Consider the following 14,275-nt stretch of genomic DNA (forward strand, 5'->3'; position numbering starts at 1 on the left):
CGCGTCCGGTACGGCGGGCCGCGTTGCGCCGAGCGGAGCGAGCTGCCCACTTGCCGCCCATGGCGATGAGCGACACATGCGAGCCAACGGTGACTTCCCCGTCATGTGGGCCGCTCCCGGCACCCTCGCCCGCACCCTTCCGTGGCAACTGGACCCCGCACGCCGCCCCAAGGGCTACACCACGGATCTGGTCGTCACCAGTCATCGCCTCCTCTTCGTAGGCCCGGAGCTCGGGCTGCTGGAAGATGTCCGGCTCACCTTCGCGGACCGGTCCTGGGGACGGCTCTTCACCGGCACCCGCAACAGCGCCGAACGTCGTGAGCAGATGCACGGCGGAACGGTGCGCATGCTGTCGGCGGACGCGCTTACCGCAGGTCAGCGGCGAGAAGCGGCCGGTTCTGTGCCGGGATGCCGCAGAGGCCGTACCCGCCGACGTACGCCATGCTGCCGAGCGGCACCGTCTTGATGGAAATTCGCTCGCCTGCGGGTGAACTAACCGTGCCCCAGCCGGGGGATCCGTCCGTCCCGTGGCTCACCGCGGCCTCTACCGGCCTGCGCCCGGCGTGACCTCCGCCCACAGCAGCTTCCCCGCGTTCCCCGTCCCCATGGCGTACGACCCCCATCTGTCCGCGCAAGCCCGCACGATGTGCAGGCCCCGCCCGTTCTCCGCCATCCCGGGCGGCCTGCTGTCGACGCCGCCGTCGGCCTTCCCGAAGCCGGGTGGGATCTGCGGGTTGGAGTCCCACACGGCGACGCGGATCCCCTCCGGGGAGGAGGAGCGGAGGCGGAGGGCGTACGGGCCGTCGGTGTGGCAGTGCGCGTTGTTCAGGAGTTCCCCGGCCAGGAGCTCCGCGGTGGGGGTCAGGTCCCCCAGCCCGTACGTTTCGAGGACCGCGCGGAGGGTGGCGCGGCCGATTCCCGGGGCGCGGGGATCGTGGGGAAGTCGGAGGGTGTAGGACCAGGGCGGGGATACGGTTGCGGTACGCATGGAAGTCTCCGTGGTGAGTGGGTAGTTGCCGGGTGAGCCCAGTGACGTTGCCGCTCCGTCGAGCGGGGTTCTTCCGGGCGGTCGGGCCCCATCGAAAGTAGCGCTTCCGGATATATTCTTCACCCGTTTACGGGTGAGACTAAAAGCAACCACTCGTGTGAGTGACGCGAGAGCACAGGAGCAAGAAGCATGGCCGTTCGGAACAACCCGACAGGTCGGCAACTCCGGCTCGGCGCCGAGCTGCGCAAGCTGCGCGAACGTGCCGGCCTTACCTCGACAGCGGCAGCTCAACTGCTCGGCATGAGGCAGGCACAGGTCAGCAACATGGAGACCGGGCGGGTCGGCGTGAGTGCCGAGCGGGTGCGGACCCTGGCCTGCAACTACGCCTGCTCGGACAAGGCCCTCGTCGAAGCCATTGCGGAGATGACGGGCGACCGCAAGCGCGGCTGGTGGGAGGAGTATCGCGGGATCCTGCCTGCCGGGCTGTTGGACCTCGCAGAGGTGGAGCACCACGCCACGCGTCTGCGCACCGCCATCACCGTGCACATCCCGGGCTTGCTCCAGACCACAGACCACGCACGCGAACTCTTCCGCCAGGTCGTGCCCGAGCTCCCTCCCCCGGACGTGGAGCATCGGGTGTCGTTCCGTATCAAGCGGCAAGCGGTGCTCTTCCAAGAGCTTCCGACTCCGTACCTGGCGGTCATCCATGAGGCCGCCCTGCGGATGCAGTTCGGTGGACCTGACGTGACCAAGAGCCAGTTGCAACATCTGCTGGACATGAGCGAGCGGGAGCACATCACGATCAAGGTGCTGCCGTTTTCCGCGGGCTCCTTCCCGGGGTCGGGGCAATCGCTCTTCTACTCCAGCGGCAAGGTTCCCCAACTGGACACGGTCCACCTCGACCAGTCACACGGCCCCACGTTCCTCGACGCCGAGGCGCAGTTGGAGATGTACCGGCTGCTGCTCGACCAGATCGAGTCCATCGCCCTCGACGTCACGAGGTCACGCGACCTCATCCACCACCTGATCCGCGACCTGTGAAGGGAACAACCTCATGCCTGCCCCCACGCACGAGTGGCAGAAGTCGTCCTACTGCGGGCAGGGCGACTCATGCGTCCACGTCGCAGCGACAGTGCCCGGAACCATCCATCTGACCGAAAGCAGCGACCCCACCGCAGCAATACTCCAAGCCACCCCCACCGCCTTCGCCGCCCTGCTCCGTACCACCAAGCGGCGCGCGGACGCCGAGACGGCCTGAGGGGACGTGGAGGTATGTGCGGCCGGACCTGGGCTCCCCGCCGAGATGGCGAGGACGTACATACCTCCGCGGCCCCGCCCCCAGACGAAGAAAGGGCGCAGCCCCCAGCCATGACCGAGACACCCCGCATCCCCACCGGCATCCCCACCGACCTCGACTGGACCCGCGCCGCGCCCGAGGACGCCGAGGGCCCAGGGCCCTGGATCGAGATCGCCTTCGGCGCGGACGGTGACGCCGTCTATCTCCGTGAGACCAGCGATCCGGACAACGTCGTCACGACCACCCGCAAGAAGTGGGACGCGTTCGTACTCGGTGTACAGGCGGGCGAGTTCGACCACTTCGTGGAGGGAGTGGAGGGAGTGGAGGAAGCGGAGGGAGTGGAGGGTTCCTAGGCATCCGCATGCCGGACCGTCGTCACCTGCGGCCCGGTGGCGGCTCGGCGCACAGTTCCCCACGCCCCTGCGTGGTCCACCCGAGGGCCCGAGCAAAGGCGCCGGACCCTGCCACGGCCCCGCGGCCTGAGCGCCCGCTTAGAAATGCGGTCGGAGTCACACACCACACCCGATGACCGACAGCAATACGTGCAGGTAACTTCCCAGTGAGTCCATCCCCTTCGCCACTGGAGCCCCTGATGCCCGAAGCCGTGATCGTCTCCGCCACCCGATCCCCGATCGGCCGCGCCTTCAAGGGCTCCCTGAAGGAGCTGCGGCCGGACGACCTGACCGCCACCATCATCGAGGCCGCCCTCGCCAAGGTTCCCGAGCTGGACCCGAAGGACATCGACGACCTGATGCTGGGCTGCGGTCTGCCCGGCGGCGAGCAGGGGCACAACCTCGGCCGCATCGTCGCCGTACAGATGGGCATGGACCACCTTCCGGGCTGCACCATCACCCGGTACTGCTCCTCGTCCCTCCAGACCTCCCGCATGGCCCTGCACGCCATCAAGGCCGGGGAGGGCGACGTCTTCATCTCCGCCGGTGTGGAGATGGTGTCGCGGAGCGTGAAGGGGACCAGCGACGGGCTTCCCGACACGCACAACCCGCTTTTCGCGGACGCCGAGGCCCGTACCGAGGCGGTGTCCAAGACCGAGGGCTCCACGTGGCACGACCCGCGTGAGGACGGGCTCATCCCGGACGCGTACATCGCGATGGGCCAGACCGCCGAGAACCTCGCCCGGCTCAAGGGCGTCACCCGCCAGGACATGGACGAGTTCGGCGTCCGCTCGCAGAACCTCGCCGAGGAAGCCATCAAGAACGGGTTCTGGGAGCGGGAGATCACCCCCGTCACCACCCCGGACGGGACGGTCGTCAGCAAGGACGACGGGCCCCGCGCCGGGGTCACCCTGGAGGGCGTCCAGGGGCTCAAGCCCGTCTTCCGCCCCGACGGCCTCGTCACCGCCGGCAACTGCTGCCCCCTCAACGACGGCGCCGCCGCCCTCGTGATCATGAGTGACACGAAGGCCCGCGAGCTCGGCCTCACCCCGCTCGCCCGCATCGTCTCCACCGGCGTCACCGGTCTCTCCCCCGAGATCATGGGCCTCGGCCCGGTCGAGGCCAGCAAGCAGGCCCTCCAGCGCGCGGGCCTGACCATCGACGACATCGACCTGGTCGAGATCAACGAGGCGTTCGCCGCGCAGGTCATCCCCAGCTACCGCGACCTGGGCATCGACATCGACAAGCTGAACGTCAACGGCGGCGGCATCGCCGTCGGCCACCCCTTCGGCATGACCGGCGCCCGCATCACCGGCACGCTCATCAATTCCCTCCAGTTCCACGACAAGCAGTTCGGCCTGGAGACGATGTGCGTCGGCGGCGGCCAGGGCATGGCCATGGTCATCGAACGCCTCAGCTGATACGGCCGGTGCGACGGCCGGTAACAGGGGAAAACCGCTGACACACAGTTCCCTCCGCTGACCCTCCGTCCCTGCATCACTTCGTGACCCAATCTCCCCCAGGATGTGACCTATCTCCTGGGGGAGATGGATATGCCCAGCTCAGAGCAGATCTGGTGTTAAACCTCAGGCCCTAAGTCCTGTCCCATTCGTGACGTAATGCACTGACAGGCGGATCGTGCAGGCTTCAAGCTGATGTAGGAAGTCGGGGGTCGACTTGAAACCGGGAGTACGTCAGTGAGCGCCTTGCCTCTTGCCCTGCTGCTCTCCACGGCCGCTGCCACGGCCGTGGGCGTCGCTGCCCTGCACGCCGTGCACGGCCTGCGGAAGCAGCTCGCCGAGATCACAGCCCTGCACACCGAACTGGCCGCCAGAGCCGCGGCCGAAGCCGACAGCCGTGCCACGAGCGGCCCGCACCCCACGGTGCCGGGCGCCCGCACCACGGTGGACACCGACGAGATACGCGCGGCCGTGTCCGAGGCGCTCGCCGAGGAGCGCGAGCGCGAGCTCGCCGAGGCCCGAGCGTTCTGGGCCGCCCAGGAGGCCCGTGAGGGCGCCGACGGGCCCACGATGCTCGGCGGACTGTCCGGGCTGCCCGACGGCATCGGCCTGCCCGACGGCATCGCGGACGAGCTGTTCCTGCCCCGGCAGGCCGACTTCGCGGGCCTGGAGTCCGACAGTCTGGAGCCGGTGACCGAGCCGTTCGCCGAGTCCGCGGGCACCGACGAGTTCGCCGGGGACTCCCCCGAGCTCGCCGCCGCGCGCCGTCGGCACCCCTCGCACCCGGACTTCGTGCCGGTGCAGACGCCGGCGCCCGAAACCCACGGCGACCACGGTGATCGCGGTGACCACGAGCGCACCGTCGCATGCCTGGAGGAGCTGGCCGACGCCCGCACCGCCCTCGCCGACGTCCGTCCGGGGCCGCTGGGCACGCTGGACGTGTACGTCTTCGCGGACGGCACGACGCTGTGCATGACGCCCGGACACCGCGAGACGGCGGAGCTCCTGGCGACCGCGCTGCGCGAGGGCCGCACCCCGTTCCTGCTCGGCGGCTCCGGCATCTCCGGTGCGTACGCCCTGACGTTCGAGTGCGGCACCGAGAACATCTACATCCTCGCCGACCGCGTCATCGCCTCGGTCTGAGCGACGCGTAGAACGCGTAGAAGGGGTCCTAGACCCCGGCCCGCTTCTGCGCCTCCTCCACGAGTTCCAGCACCCGCGCGAGCTCATCGGGGTCCGTCAGGACGAGGGCGAGATCGCGCCCCGCGACGGTGATCTGGTCGGCCGCGGCGAACATCCCCGCGTCCGGCATCTCCCGCGGCTGCGCCTCCGGTTCCTCGATGCGCTGGGCGCGGGCCGCCAACTCCCTGGCCAGAGCAAGCGCTTCGGCGGCGGCCCCCCGCTGCAGGCGGCTCTGCGGGGCGGCCCGCAGGCGGTCGGCGAATTGGTCCACTGCGGCTGTCAAAGGCGTCGTATCGAGCACGCAGCGACCTTATGCGCCCTACCGGGACTGTTGCCAACGCCCCAACCCTCAGGCACGGTGGCGTGAAGGCCGGAACACATCGCGACGCGTCCGGAGGCGCCGATGTCCCAAGTCTTCTCCGAGGAGACCCACCGCAACCTGCTCGCCCGAATCCCCCACTGCACCGGTCGTGAAGTCTCCGACTGGCTGCGCGCCGTGGATGAAGGACCCTCTCTCTTCCGCTTCGAGGAAAAAGTCAGCTGGCTCCGCTCCGAACACAATCTCGCGTACGGGCACGCGAAGGCGATCATCCACGAGTACGACCTCAGGCGGGCCGCCCGCAAACTCCTCTGACCCCCATCCACGCCGCATACGGCAAAGGGCCCGCGGACCGTCTCCGGTCCGCGGGCCCTTCTGCGTACGACTGCTGCGACTACGCGCTCACTCGTCAGTCGTTGCCCGAGAAGATCGCGATCAGGCGCAGGAACTCCATGTAGATCCAGACGAGCGTCATCGTCAGACCGAACGCGGCGAGCCACGCCTCTTCCTTCGGCGCTCCGTACGCGATGCCGTCCTCGACCTGCTTGAAGTCCAGGGCCAGGAAGCACGCGCCGAGCAGGATGCCGACGATGCCGAAGGCGATGCCGAGGCCACCGCTGCGGAAGCCGAGGCCGTCACCGCCGCCGAAGACCATGAACAGCAGGTTCACGGAGGTCAGCAGCAGGAAGCCCATCGCCGCGGCCATCACGAAGCCGTAGAAGCGACGGTTGACGCGGATCCAGCCCGCCTTGTACGCCACGAGGACGCCGATGAAGACGGCCATCGTGCCGAGCACGGCCTGCATGGCCGCGCCGCTGGCGATGCGGTTGTCGACCACGCTGGAGACGACGCCGAGGAAGACACCCTCCAGCGCGGCGTACGTCAGGATCAGCGCGGGCGAGGCCTTGCGCTTGAAGGCCTGGACGAGGCCAAGGACCATCGCGATGAGACCGGCGCCGATCGCGATGCCGTACGACTTGCTGATGTTCGCGTCGTCGACCGGCAGCAGCGCCCAGGCGAGCGCGGCCGTCACCACGAGGGTGCCGAGCGTGGTCGCGGTACGCATGACGACGTCGTCCATCGTCATACGACCCGCGGTGGTCACGGGCGCCTGGGGCGCTCCGTGCTGCAGGTCCTGCTGCGCGTACGGATTCGTGGCGTAGGGGTTGCCCGCGGGGGCCTGCTGGCCTCCGGCGTACGGATTGCCCTGCGCGTACGGGTTGCCCTGCTGGGTCTGGGTCGCGCCCGCGGGTCCCCCGGCCTGCGGCTGCTGGCCGAAGCCGGCGAAGCCGTTGTCGCGGCTGAACCCCCGTCGCGAGAAGACCGGGTTACTGCTCCTCATTTCACTCCTCCATGGCCACCGAGTGTGGCTTTGCCCTCAAGAGTAATGCGTAGGCAAAGGGATGAGCCTAGTGCTTGGGGAGGATCTTTCCCTCACTGTGATGGAGAACGCGCACGCCGGGGCCTCTGTTCCCGGATCGTGGCCGTTGCGCCGCCCGGGTGACCCCGGAGAGCGACGGGAGGTCGACGGTGAGGCACGGCGGGTGTGCGGCGGATGTGCCCGGAGCCGGACTCGAACCGGCACGCCCCCGAGGGGCAGCGAGGTTTAAGCTCGCCGTGTCTGCATTCCACCATCCGGGCAGGCCATGGGCTCCGCGTCGAGGCTTCGACCCTATCGGGAGGCATCCCCCGAACAGCGGAAGGGCAGCCCGATGTTGTCTTATTTTATTGACGTCTGAGGGTGCATCAGGCCCTGACACGGTCCGTTGGTACATGCCGGAGGCCTTGTCGCGGCCCCGGCCGGTCTCGCGGCTCTGTGCACGGAATGACGGAATTTAGCCGCCCGGACGGTCCCGGTCCCGCTTTCACCCCCCTTCTCCGCCTTCTTCGCCTTCTCCCACCCCCTCGCCTCCTCCCGGACTCAGGGATAGGTGTCATCCCCAGGTATGACAGGCCGACCTCAAGTCCGACTGGAGACGGCCCCGGGAACCGGAACAGCGGCTGACTACATGACGGTGATCGGACAGGACGATGGAGTACGTCCCCACTCGTCGTCCCGACAGGAGCACCGTCCCGTGACCACCACCCCCTTCGCCGCCCGCGCCACCGCCGTGGCCGCGCGCGCCACGGATCTCTCCAAGGTGTACGGACAGGGTGAGACCCAGGTGGTCGCCCTGGACCACGTCTCCGTCGACTTCGGGCAGGGCGAGTTCACCGCGATCATGGGCCCCTCGGGCTCCGGCAAGTCGACGCTCATGCACTGCGTCGCGGGCCTGGACAGCTTCAGCTCCGGCTCCGTGCGCATCGGCGAAACGGAACTGTCCACGCTGAAGGACAAGCAGCTCACCAAGCTCCGCCGGGACAAGATCGGCTTCATCTTCCAGGCGTTCAACCTGCTGCCGACACTGACGGCGCTGGAGAACATCACGCTGCCGATGGACATCGCGGGCCGCAAGCCGGACAAGCGGTGGCTGGAGCAGGTCATCGAGATGGTCGGCCTCTCCGGGCGGCTCAGCCACCGGCCCACCGAGCTCTCCGGCGGCCAGCAGCAGCGTGTCGCCGTGGCCCGCGCGCTCGCCTCCCAGCCGGAGATCATCTTCGGTGACGAGCCGACCGGAAACCTCGACTCGCGCTCCGGCGCGGAGGTCCTCGGCTTCCTCCGCAACTCCGTGCGGGACCTCGGGCAGACCGTAGTGATGGTCACGCACGACCCGGTGGCCGCGTCGTACGCGGACCGCGTGATCTTCCTCGCGGACGGGCGGGTCGTCGACGAGATGCACCGGCCGACGGCGGACGGCGTCCTCGACCGGATGAAGGACTTCGACGCGAAGGGCAGGACGAGCTGACGCTCCGAGCAGCGTCCACCGTTCCTCCCCCTCACCTCACCCAGGACTCACACCCATGTTCCGTACCGCCCTGCGCAACGTGCTGGCGCACAAAGCACGGCTGTTGATGACCGTGCTCGCCGTCATGCTCGGCGTCGCGTTCGTCTCCGGCACCCTCGTCTTCACCGACACCTTCGGCAACGCCTACAAGAACAAGTCGGCGAAGAGCTTCGACCACGTCTCCGTCGCCATCCGGCCCGACGGCGGTTCCTCCTCCGAGGACGGCACGTCCAAGGAGCCGGCCCGCCTCACCGACGGCCTCCTGAAGAAGGCCGCGGCGCTGCCCGGCGCCGAGTCCGCGATCGGCTCGGTCAACGGCTTCACCGCCCTCGCCGACAAGGACGGCAAGCTGGTCGGCGGTGAGTGGGGCACCACCGGCTCCAACTTCTACCCGGGCAAGGACGGCAAGGACCCCCGGTACGCCTTCACCAAGGGCGCCGCCCCGAAGTCCGCAGCCGACATCGCCCTGGACTCCCGCACCGCGGAGCGCACCGGCTTCAAGGTCGGCGACACCGTCCGCTACTCCACCGACGGCCCCGTCCGCACCGCGAAGGTCTCCGGCATCTTCGACACCGATGACGGCAGCGTCGTCGCGGGCGGCAGCCTCGTCGTCCTCGACAACAAGACCGCGCTGAAGGCGCTGAACAAGACCGAGTACGACGAGATCGACGTCAAGGCCGCCGCGGGCACCTCCGAGACGGCGCTCAAGAGCTCCGTCGAGAAGATCCTGCCGAAGGACACGGACGCCGTCACCGGCGGTCAGCTCTCGGACGACCAGGAGCGGATGATCGAGCAGCAGACCAGCTCCATGAGTCAGGTCCTGCTGATCTTCGCCGGTATCGCGCTGTTCGTCGGCATCTTCATCATCGCCAACACCTTCACCATGCTGGTCGCCCAGCGCACCAAGGAGCTCGCGCTGATGCGCGCCGTCGGCGCCTCGCGCCGCCAGGTGACGCGCTCCGTGCTCATCGAGGCGTTCCTCGTCGGCCTGGTCGCCGCCGTGGCCGGCTTCGGGCTCGGCCTCGGTGTCTCCGTCGGCCTGGAGTCCCTGATGAACTCCGGCGGCGCCTCGCTGCCCGACGGCCCCCTCGTCATCGCCCCGACGACGATCGTCGTGGCGCTCCTGATCGGTGTGGTCGTGACCATGCTGGCCGCGTGGCTGCCGGGCCGCCGCGCCGCGAAGATCCCGCCGGTCGCCGCGATGAACAGCGTCCACGCGACGCCCACGACGCGCGGTCTGGTCGTCCGCAACACCATCGGCTCGCTCATCGTGGCGCTCGGCGCGGTGCTGCTGTTCAACGACGACAACTACGTGATGGCGGGCGGCGCGGGCATCATCCTCGTCGGTGTCATCGTTCTCACCCCGCTGCTGTCGCGGCCCTTCATCGCCGCCTCCGCGCCGCTGTTGAAGCCGTTCGGCGTCACCGGCAAGCTGTCGCGCCTCAACTCGGTGCGCAACCCGCGCCGCACGGCGTCCACCGCCGCGGCCCTCATGATCGGTCTCACCCTCATCACCGGCATGACGGTCATCGCGACCTCCATGGGCAGCGCCATCAACAAGATGGCCGCGGGCTCCATGAAGGCCGACTACAGCGTCTCCATGGCGAACTTCCAGGAGCTGGCCCCCGAGGTCCGCGAGAAGATCGACAAGCTTCCCGACGTCGAGGCGAGCTCCCCGCTGCGCACCGCGTACGGCGAGGTGAACGGGAGTTACTCGTCCGTCAACGGCGTCGACCCGAAGTCGTTCGGCAAGCTGGTCGGCCTCGACTTCACCAGCGGCTCGGTGGCCGACCTGAAGGCGGGCACCGCGCTGGTCGACACGGACACGGCGAAGGACAAGGGCCTGAAGGCCGGCGACACGTTCCCGCTGAAGTTCGACGAGGACGGCAAGACGGTCCGGCTGAAGGTCGCGGGCGTCTACGAGGGCAACGAGATGCTCAACGGTCTCTTCGCCCCCACCTCCGTCGTCGACCCGCACCTGTCCAAGCTCGTCGACAAGCAGGTCCTGGTGAAGGTGAAGGGCGGCACGTCGGAGCGCGCCGAGAACGCCATCGTCGACGCCCTCGGCGACAACCCGGCCATCACGATCCAGGACAAGGACGACGTCAGCAACGCGGTCGCGGGCGGCATCAACCTGGTCCTGAACATGCTGTACGGCCTCCTCGCGATGGCCATCCTGATCGCGGTGCTCGGCGTCATCAACACGCTGGCCATGTCGGTGTTCGAGCGCAAGCACGAGATCGGCATGCTGCGGGCCATCGGCCTGGACCGCGCGAAGGTCAAGCAGATGGTGCGCCTGGAATCGGTCGTGATCTCGCTGTTCGGCGCGGTGCTCGGCATCGGTCTCGGTCTCTTCATGGGCTGGGCCGTGGGCGGCAGCATCGCCGAGAAGGTCACCACGTACTCGATGGAGATCCCGGTCGGCCGGATCGTGATCTTCCTGGCGGTCGCCGCGGTGGTCGGCGTCATGGCGGCGGTGTGGCCCGCGCGGAGCGCGGCCCGTCTGAACCCGCTGATGGCCATCAAGAGTGAGTAGCGGACACGCTGCTTGAGCGGTACGCGGGTGGGCCCCGGACGACATCGTCGATGTCGTCCGGGGCCCACCCGTAGGTTCAGCGCCAGTCCCTGGCCCGCAAAGGCATCCCCGAAGCCCCGCTCTCGGGGGTCTTCACCGCCAGGACCTGGTTGACCCCGATGCGGTTGCGCTCGAAGGCGAGGGCGGACGCGGCCATGTAGAGCCGCCAGATGCGGGCCCGGCCGGGCGAGGTCAGCCGCCGGCCCTCCGCCCAGTGCGCCTCCAGGTTCGCGACCCAGCGGCGCAGTGTGAGGGCGTAGTGCTCGCGGATGGTCTCGACGTCGCGGACCTCGAAGCCGGCCCGTTCCAGGAGGCCGACCGTGGTGCCCAGCGGCGCGAGCTCCCCGTCGGGGAAGACGTAGGCGTCGATGAACTCGTCCACGGAGTACGCCGACTCGTCGTCCTGCGGGCGGCGCGCGATCTGGTGGTTCAGGAGCCGTCCGCCGGGCCGCAGGAGGGCGTGGAGGTCGTGCGCGTACTCCAAGTAGCGGTCGGCGCCGACGTGTTCGGCCATGCCGATGGAGCTGATGGCGTCATACGGTCCGTCACGTACGTCGCGGTAGTCCTGGACGCGGATCTCGATCCGGTCCGTCAGGCCCTCGTCGGCGATCCGCTTCCTGGCGTAGGCGGCCTGCTCCTGGGAGAGGGTGACGCCGACGACGTCGACGCCGTGCTCGCGCGCCGCGTGGACCGCCATGGAGCCCCAGCCGCAGCCGACGTCGAGCAGGCGCATGCCGGGCTTCAGGGCCAGCTTGCGGGAGATGAGTTCGAGCTTGTCGCGCTGGGCGTCCTCCAGGGTGCCCTCGGGCGACTCCCAGTAGGCGCACGAGTAGACCATCGACGGGCCGAGCACCAGCTCGTAGAAGTCGTTGCCGACGTCGTAGTGGTGGCTGATGGCGCGGCGGTCGCTGCCCTTGGTGTGCAGGTGGAGGCGGCCGGGTCTGCGCATCTCCTCCGGGGGCGGGGCGGGCGGCAGGAAGGGCGCGGAGAGGGCGACGAGGGAGCGGGCCGCCGCGCGGAAGGCCGGGTCGCGCAGGGACTGCCGCAGGCTCGGGGAGCTGTCGGCGCGCTCCCAGATGAACTCCGCCATGGTGTCCAGCGCTTCGTACAGGTCCCCGTCGACGTCCAGGTCACCGGCCACCCAGGCGCGCGCGAGGCCCAGCTCCCCCGGCTTCCACAGGAGGTGGCGCAGGGCCCGGCGGTTGCGCACGACGAGGGCGGGGGTGCCCGGCGGCCCTGCTTCCGACCCGTCCCAGGCCCGGATACGGACCGGCAGCGGGGCTCCCATGAGCTGCTCGGCGAGGGTCTTGAGCCGCTGTGCGGCGTCCTGCATGGCGCACACCTCCGTGGATGGGTCCGACACCCACGTAAACACCGAAGGGGGCCGTGCGCAGTCCCGTTGCCGCGTCATGGAACGGCAAAATAGATGGAGGTGACACCTATATCGCGCGGGTACGCCGAAGGGGGCCGCCCGCACCACGGATGGCGGGCGGCCCCCTTCGGGGTGGATCAGCGACGCGAGGTCAGGAGGCCTTCGCCCGCTCCTCGGTCTTCGCCGCGGGAGCCGGCTCGGCGGCGGCGGCCGGCTTCGGAGCCGGCTTGGCAGCCTCGTAGAACTCCTCGCGCGGCGTCTCCATGGCGCCGAGCGAGACGACCTCGCGCTTGAGGAACATGCCCAGCGTCCAGTCCGCGAAGACGCGGATCTTGCGGTTGAACGTCGGCATCGCCATGCCGTGGTACGCGCGGTGCATGTACCAGGCGAGACGGCCCTTGAGCTTGATCTTCATCTTGCCCATGACGATCATCGCGACGCCCTTGTGCAGGCCGAGACCGGCGACCGCACCCTTGTTGGCGTGGCTGTACTCCTTCTGCGGGAAGCCCCGCATGCCGGAGATCACGTTGTCGCCGAGGACCTTGGCCTGACGCAGGGCGTGCTGGGCGTTCGGCGGGCACCAGGCGTTCTCGTTGCCGGCCTTGCGGCCGACGACGTCCGGCACCTGGGCGTTGTCGCCCGCGGCCCAGATGTAGTCCGTGCCCTGCACCTGGAGCGTCGTCTGGGTGTCCACGTGGCCGCGCGGGCCGAGCGGCAGACCGAAGCGGGACAGCGCCGGGTTCGGCTTGACGCCCGCGGTCCACACGATCGTGTTCGAGTCGACCTCGAGGCCGTTGTTCAGGACGACGTGGCCGTCCACGCAGGAGTCCATGCCGGTCTTGAGGTAGACCTCGACACCGCGGCCCTCGAGGTGCTCCTTGCCGTACTGGCCGAGCTTCGGGCCGACCTCGGGGAGGATCTTGTCCGCGACGTCGACGAGCACGAAGCGCATGTCCTCGCGCTTCACGTTTTTGTAGTACTTGGCCGCGTCGCGGGCCATGTCCTCGACCTCACCGATGGTCTCCGCACCCGCGAAGCCACCGCCGACGAAGACGAAGGTCAGCGCCTTGCGACGGACCTCCTCGTCGGTCGTGGAGTCAGCCTTGTCCAGCTGCTCCAGAACGTGGTTGCGCAGGCCGATGGCCTCCTCGATGCCCTTCATGCCGATGCCCTGCTCGGCGAGGCCGGGGATCGGGAAGGTGCGGGAGACCGCGCCCATCGCGATGACGAGGTAATCGAAGGGCAGCTCGTAGGCCTCGCCGACGAGCGGTGCGACCGTGGCGACCTTGCGGTCCTGGTCGATGGTGGTGACCCGGCCGGTGAGGACTTCCGCCCTCGGCAGTACGCGTCGCAGCGGCACGACGACGTGCCGCGGCGAGATGCTGCCTGCGGCGGCTTCGGGGAGGAAGGGCTGGTAGGTCATGTACGAACGGGGGTCGACGACCGTGACGGTCGCCTCTCCGAAGCGCATCTTCTTGAGAATGCGCCGAGCTGCGTACAGGCCTACGTACCCACCGCCTACTACGAGGATCCTGGGACGCTCCGTGGTGCTCATGCCATCGAGTATCCACCTGCCGGACGAGGGTCGCTCGTGCGCCCCTTCACAAGCATGCCAAGGGCCTCTGCTACACTTCGCCGCCCACGTGACCCAGGTCATGGCGTCCGTGGGGAACCACAGTGTCACGCGAGTCGTTGTGCACCCCTTGTGAGCTGCGCTCCGACGCTCCGCCCCGGCTGGACCGGAGCCCGGCGACACACTCCCGTCACCTGCGTGAAGCATCGCGGTCACGGGCTCGGGCCTTCGA

Annotated in this window: 14 protein-coding genes and 1 tRNA gene; 9 read left to right on the forward strand and 6 right to left on the reverse strand. The window is 69.0% G+C overall.

Annotated elements, in window-relative coordinates:
* Positions 1–76 precede the first annotated feature (76 nt).
* A complete protein-coding gene (locus DEJ47_RS36910; RefSeq protein WP_223828368.1) occupies positions 77–466 on the forward strand; it encodes a hypothetical protein in 390 nt (129 codons plus the stop codon).
* A gap of 78 nt (positions 467–544) precedes the next feature.
* On the opposite strand, the gene DEJ47_RS15405 is transcribed toward DEJ47_RS36910, so the two are convergent.
* Positions 545–988: an ATP-binding protein gene (locus DEJ47_RS15405; RefSeq protein ID WP_150168764.1), complete on the reverse strand. Its 444-nt coding sequence runs from the start codon at positions 986–988 to the stop codon at positions 545–547.
* Between the two features lie 189 nt (positions 989–1,177).
* On the opposite strand from DEJ47_RS15405, the gene DEJ47_RS15410 reads away from it, so the two are divergent.
* The 5 genes from DEJ47_RS15410 to DEJ47_RS15430 all read left to right on the forward strand — a co-directional run bounded on the left by DEJ47_RS15410 (position 1,178) and on the right by DEJ47_RS15430 (position 5,280).
* Positions 1,178–2,029: a helix-turn-helix domain-containing protein gene (locus DEJ47_RS15410; protein WP_150168766.1), complete on the forward strand. Its 852-nt coding sequence runs from the start codon at positions 1,178–1,180 to the stop codon at positions 2,027–2,029.
* Between the two features lie 13 nt (positions 2,030–2,042).
* Positions 2,043–2,246, forward strand: coding sequence for a DUF397 domain-containing protein (locus DEJ47_RS15415; protein WP_150168769.1), 204 nt, complete (start codon positions 2,043–2,045; stop codon positions 2,244–2,246).
* A 110-nt stretch (positions 2,247–2,356) separates the two neighbouring features.
* A complete protein-coding gene (locus DEJ47_RS15420) occupies positions 2,357–2,638 on the forward strand; it encodes a DUF397 domain-containing protein (protein WP_150168770.1) in 282 nt (93 codons plus the stop codon).
* A gap of 239 nt (positions 2,639–2,877) precedes the next feature.
* Positions 2,878–4,098 carry an acetyl-CoA C-acetyltransferase gene (locus tag DEJ47_RS15425; protein ID WP_150168772.1) on the forward strand — a complete coding sequence of 407 codons (1,221 nt, stop codon included), beginning with the start codon at positions 2,878–2,880 and terminating at the stop codon, positions 4,096–4,098.
* 276 nt (positions 4,099–4,374) lie between these two features.
* Complete coding sequence (locus DEJ47_RS15430) at positions 4,375–5,280, forward strand: hypothetical protein (RefSeq protein WP_190415430.1); 906 nt, start codon at positions 4,375–4,377, stop codon at positions 5,278–5,280.
* 28 nt (positions 5,281–5,308) lie between these two features.
* Here the strand turns inward: DEJ47_RS15430 and DEJ47_RS15435 are convergent, their stop codons facing one another.
* Positions 5,309–5,620 (reverse strand): hypothetical protein, encoded by a 312-nt coding sequence (locus DEJ47_RS15435; RefSeq protein WP_161237491.1) that lies wholly within the window; start codon positions 5,618–5,620, stop codon positions 5,309–5,311.
* 102 nt (positions 5,621–5,722) lie between these two features.
* Between DEJ47_RS15435 and DEJ47_RS15440 the strand changes: the two genes are divergently transcribed.
* Positions 5,723–5,953 carry a DUF4287 domain-containing protein gene (locus DEJ47_RS15440; protein WP_150168774.1) on the forward strand — a complete coding sequence of 77 codons (231 nt, stop codon included), beginning with the start codon at positions 5,723–5,725 and terminating at the stop codon, positions 5,951–5,953.
* 94 nt (positions 5,954–6,047) lie between these two features.
* Here the strand turns inward: DEJ47_RS15440 and DEJ47_RS15445 are convergent, their stop codons facing one another.
* Together DEJ47_RS15445 and DEJ47_RS15450 are read right to left on the reverse strand one after the other, a co-directional pair.
* Positions 6,048–6,980, reverse strand: a complete 933-nt coding sequence (locus DEJ47_RS15445) for a Bax inhibitor-1/YccA family membrane protein (RefSeq protein WP_150168776.1) — start codon at positions 6,978–6,980, stop codon at positions 6,048–6,050.
* A 216-nt stretch (positions 6,981–7,196) separates the two neighbouring features.
* Positions 7,197–7,279, reverse strand: a tRNA-Leu gene (locus DEJ47_RS15450).
* Between the two features lie 434 nt (positions 7,280–7,713).
* Between DEJ47_RS15450 and DEJ47_RS15455 the strand changes: the two genes are divergently transcribed.
* Both DEJ47_RS15455 and DEJ47_RS15460 read left to right on the forward strand, forming a co-directional pair.
* On the forward strand, positions 7,714–8,484 hold the full coding sequence (locus DEJ47_RS15455; protein WP_150168778.1) for an ABC transporter ATP-binding protein: 771 nt from the start codon (positions 7,714–7,716) through the stop codon (positions 8,482–8,484).
* A gap of 55 nt (positions 8,485–8,539) precedes the next feature.
* A complete protein-coding gene (locus tag DEJ47_RS15460; protein ID WP_150168780.1) occupies positions 8,540–11,059 on the forward strand; it encodes an ABC transporter permease in 2,520 nt (839 codons plus the stop codon).
* 76 nt (positions 11,060–11,135) lie between these two features.
* Here the strand turns inward: DEJ47_RS15460 and DEJ47_RS15465 are convergent, their stop codons facing one another.
* Both DEJ47_RS15465 and DEJ47_RS15470 read right to left on the reverse strand, forming a co-directional pair.
* Positions 11,136–12,431, reverse strand: coding sequence for an SAM-dependent methyltransferase (locus tag DEJ47_RS15465; RefSeq protein WP_150168782.1), 1,296 nt, complete (start codon positions 12,429–12,431; stop codon positions 11,136–11,138).
* A gap of 190 nt (positions 12,432–12,621) precedes the next feature.
* Entirely contained in the window at positions 12,622–14,025 is a 1,404-nt protein-coding gene (locus tag DEJ47_RS15470; RefSeq protein WP_150168784.1) for an NAD(P)/FAD-dependent oxidoreductase, read from the reverse strand.
* Positions 14,026–14,275: the final 250 nt, after the last annotated feature.

The organism is Streptomyces venezuelae (assembly GCF_008642355.1).
In the GTDB taxonomy this organism is placed as follows: Bacteria; Actinomycetota; Actinomycetes; order Streptomycetales; family Streptomycetaceae; genus Streptomyces; species Streptomyces venezuelae_B.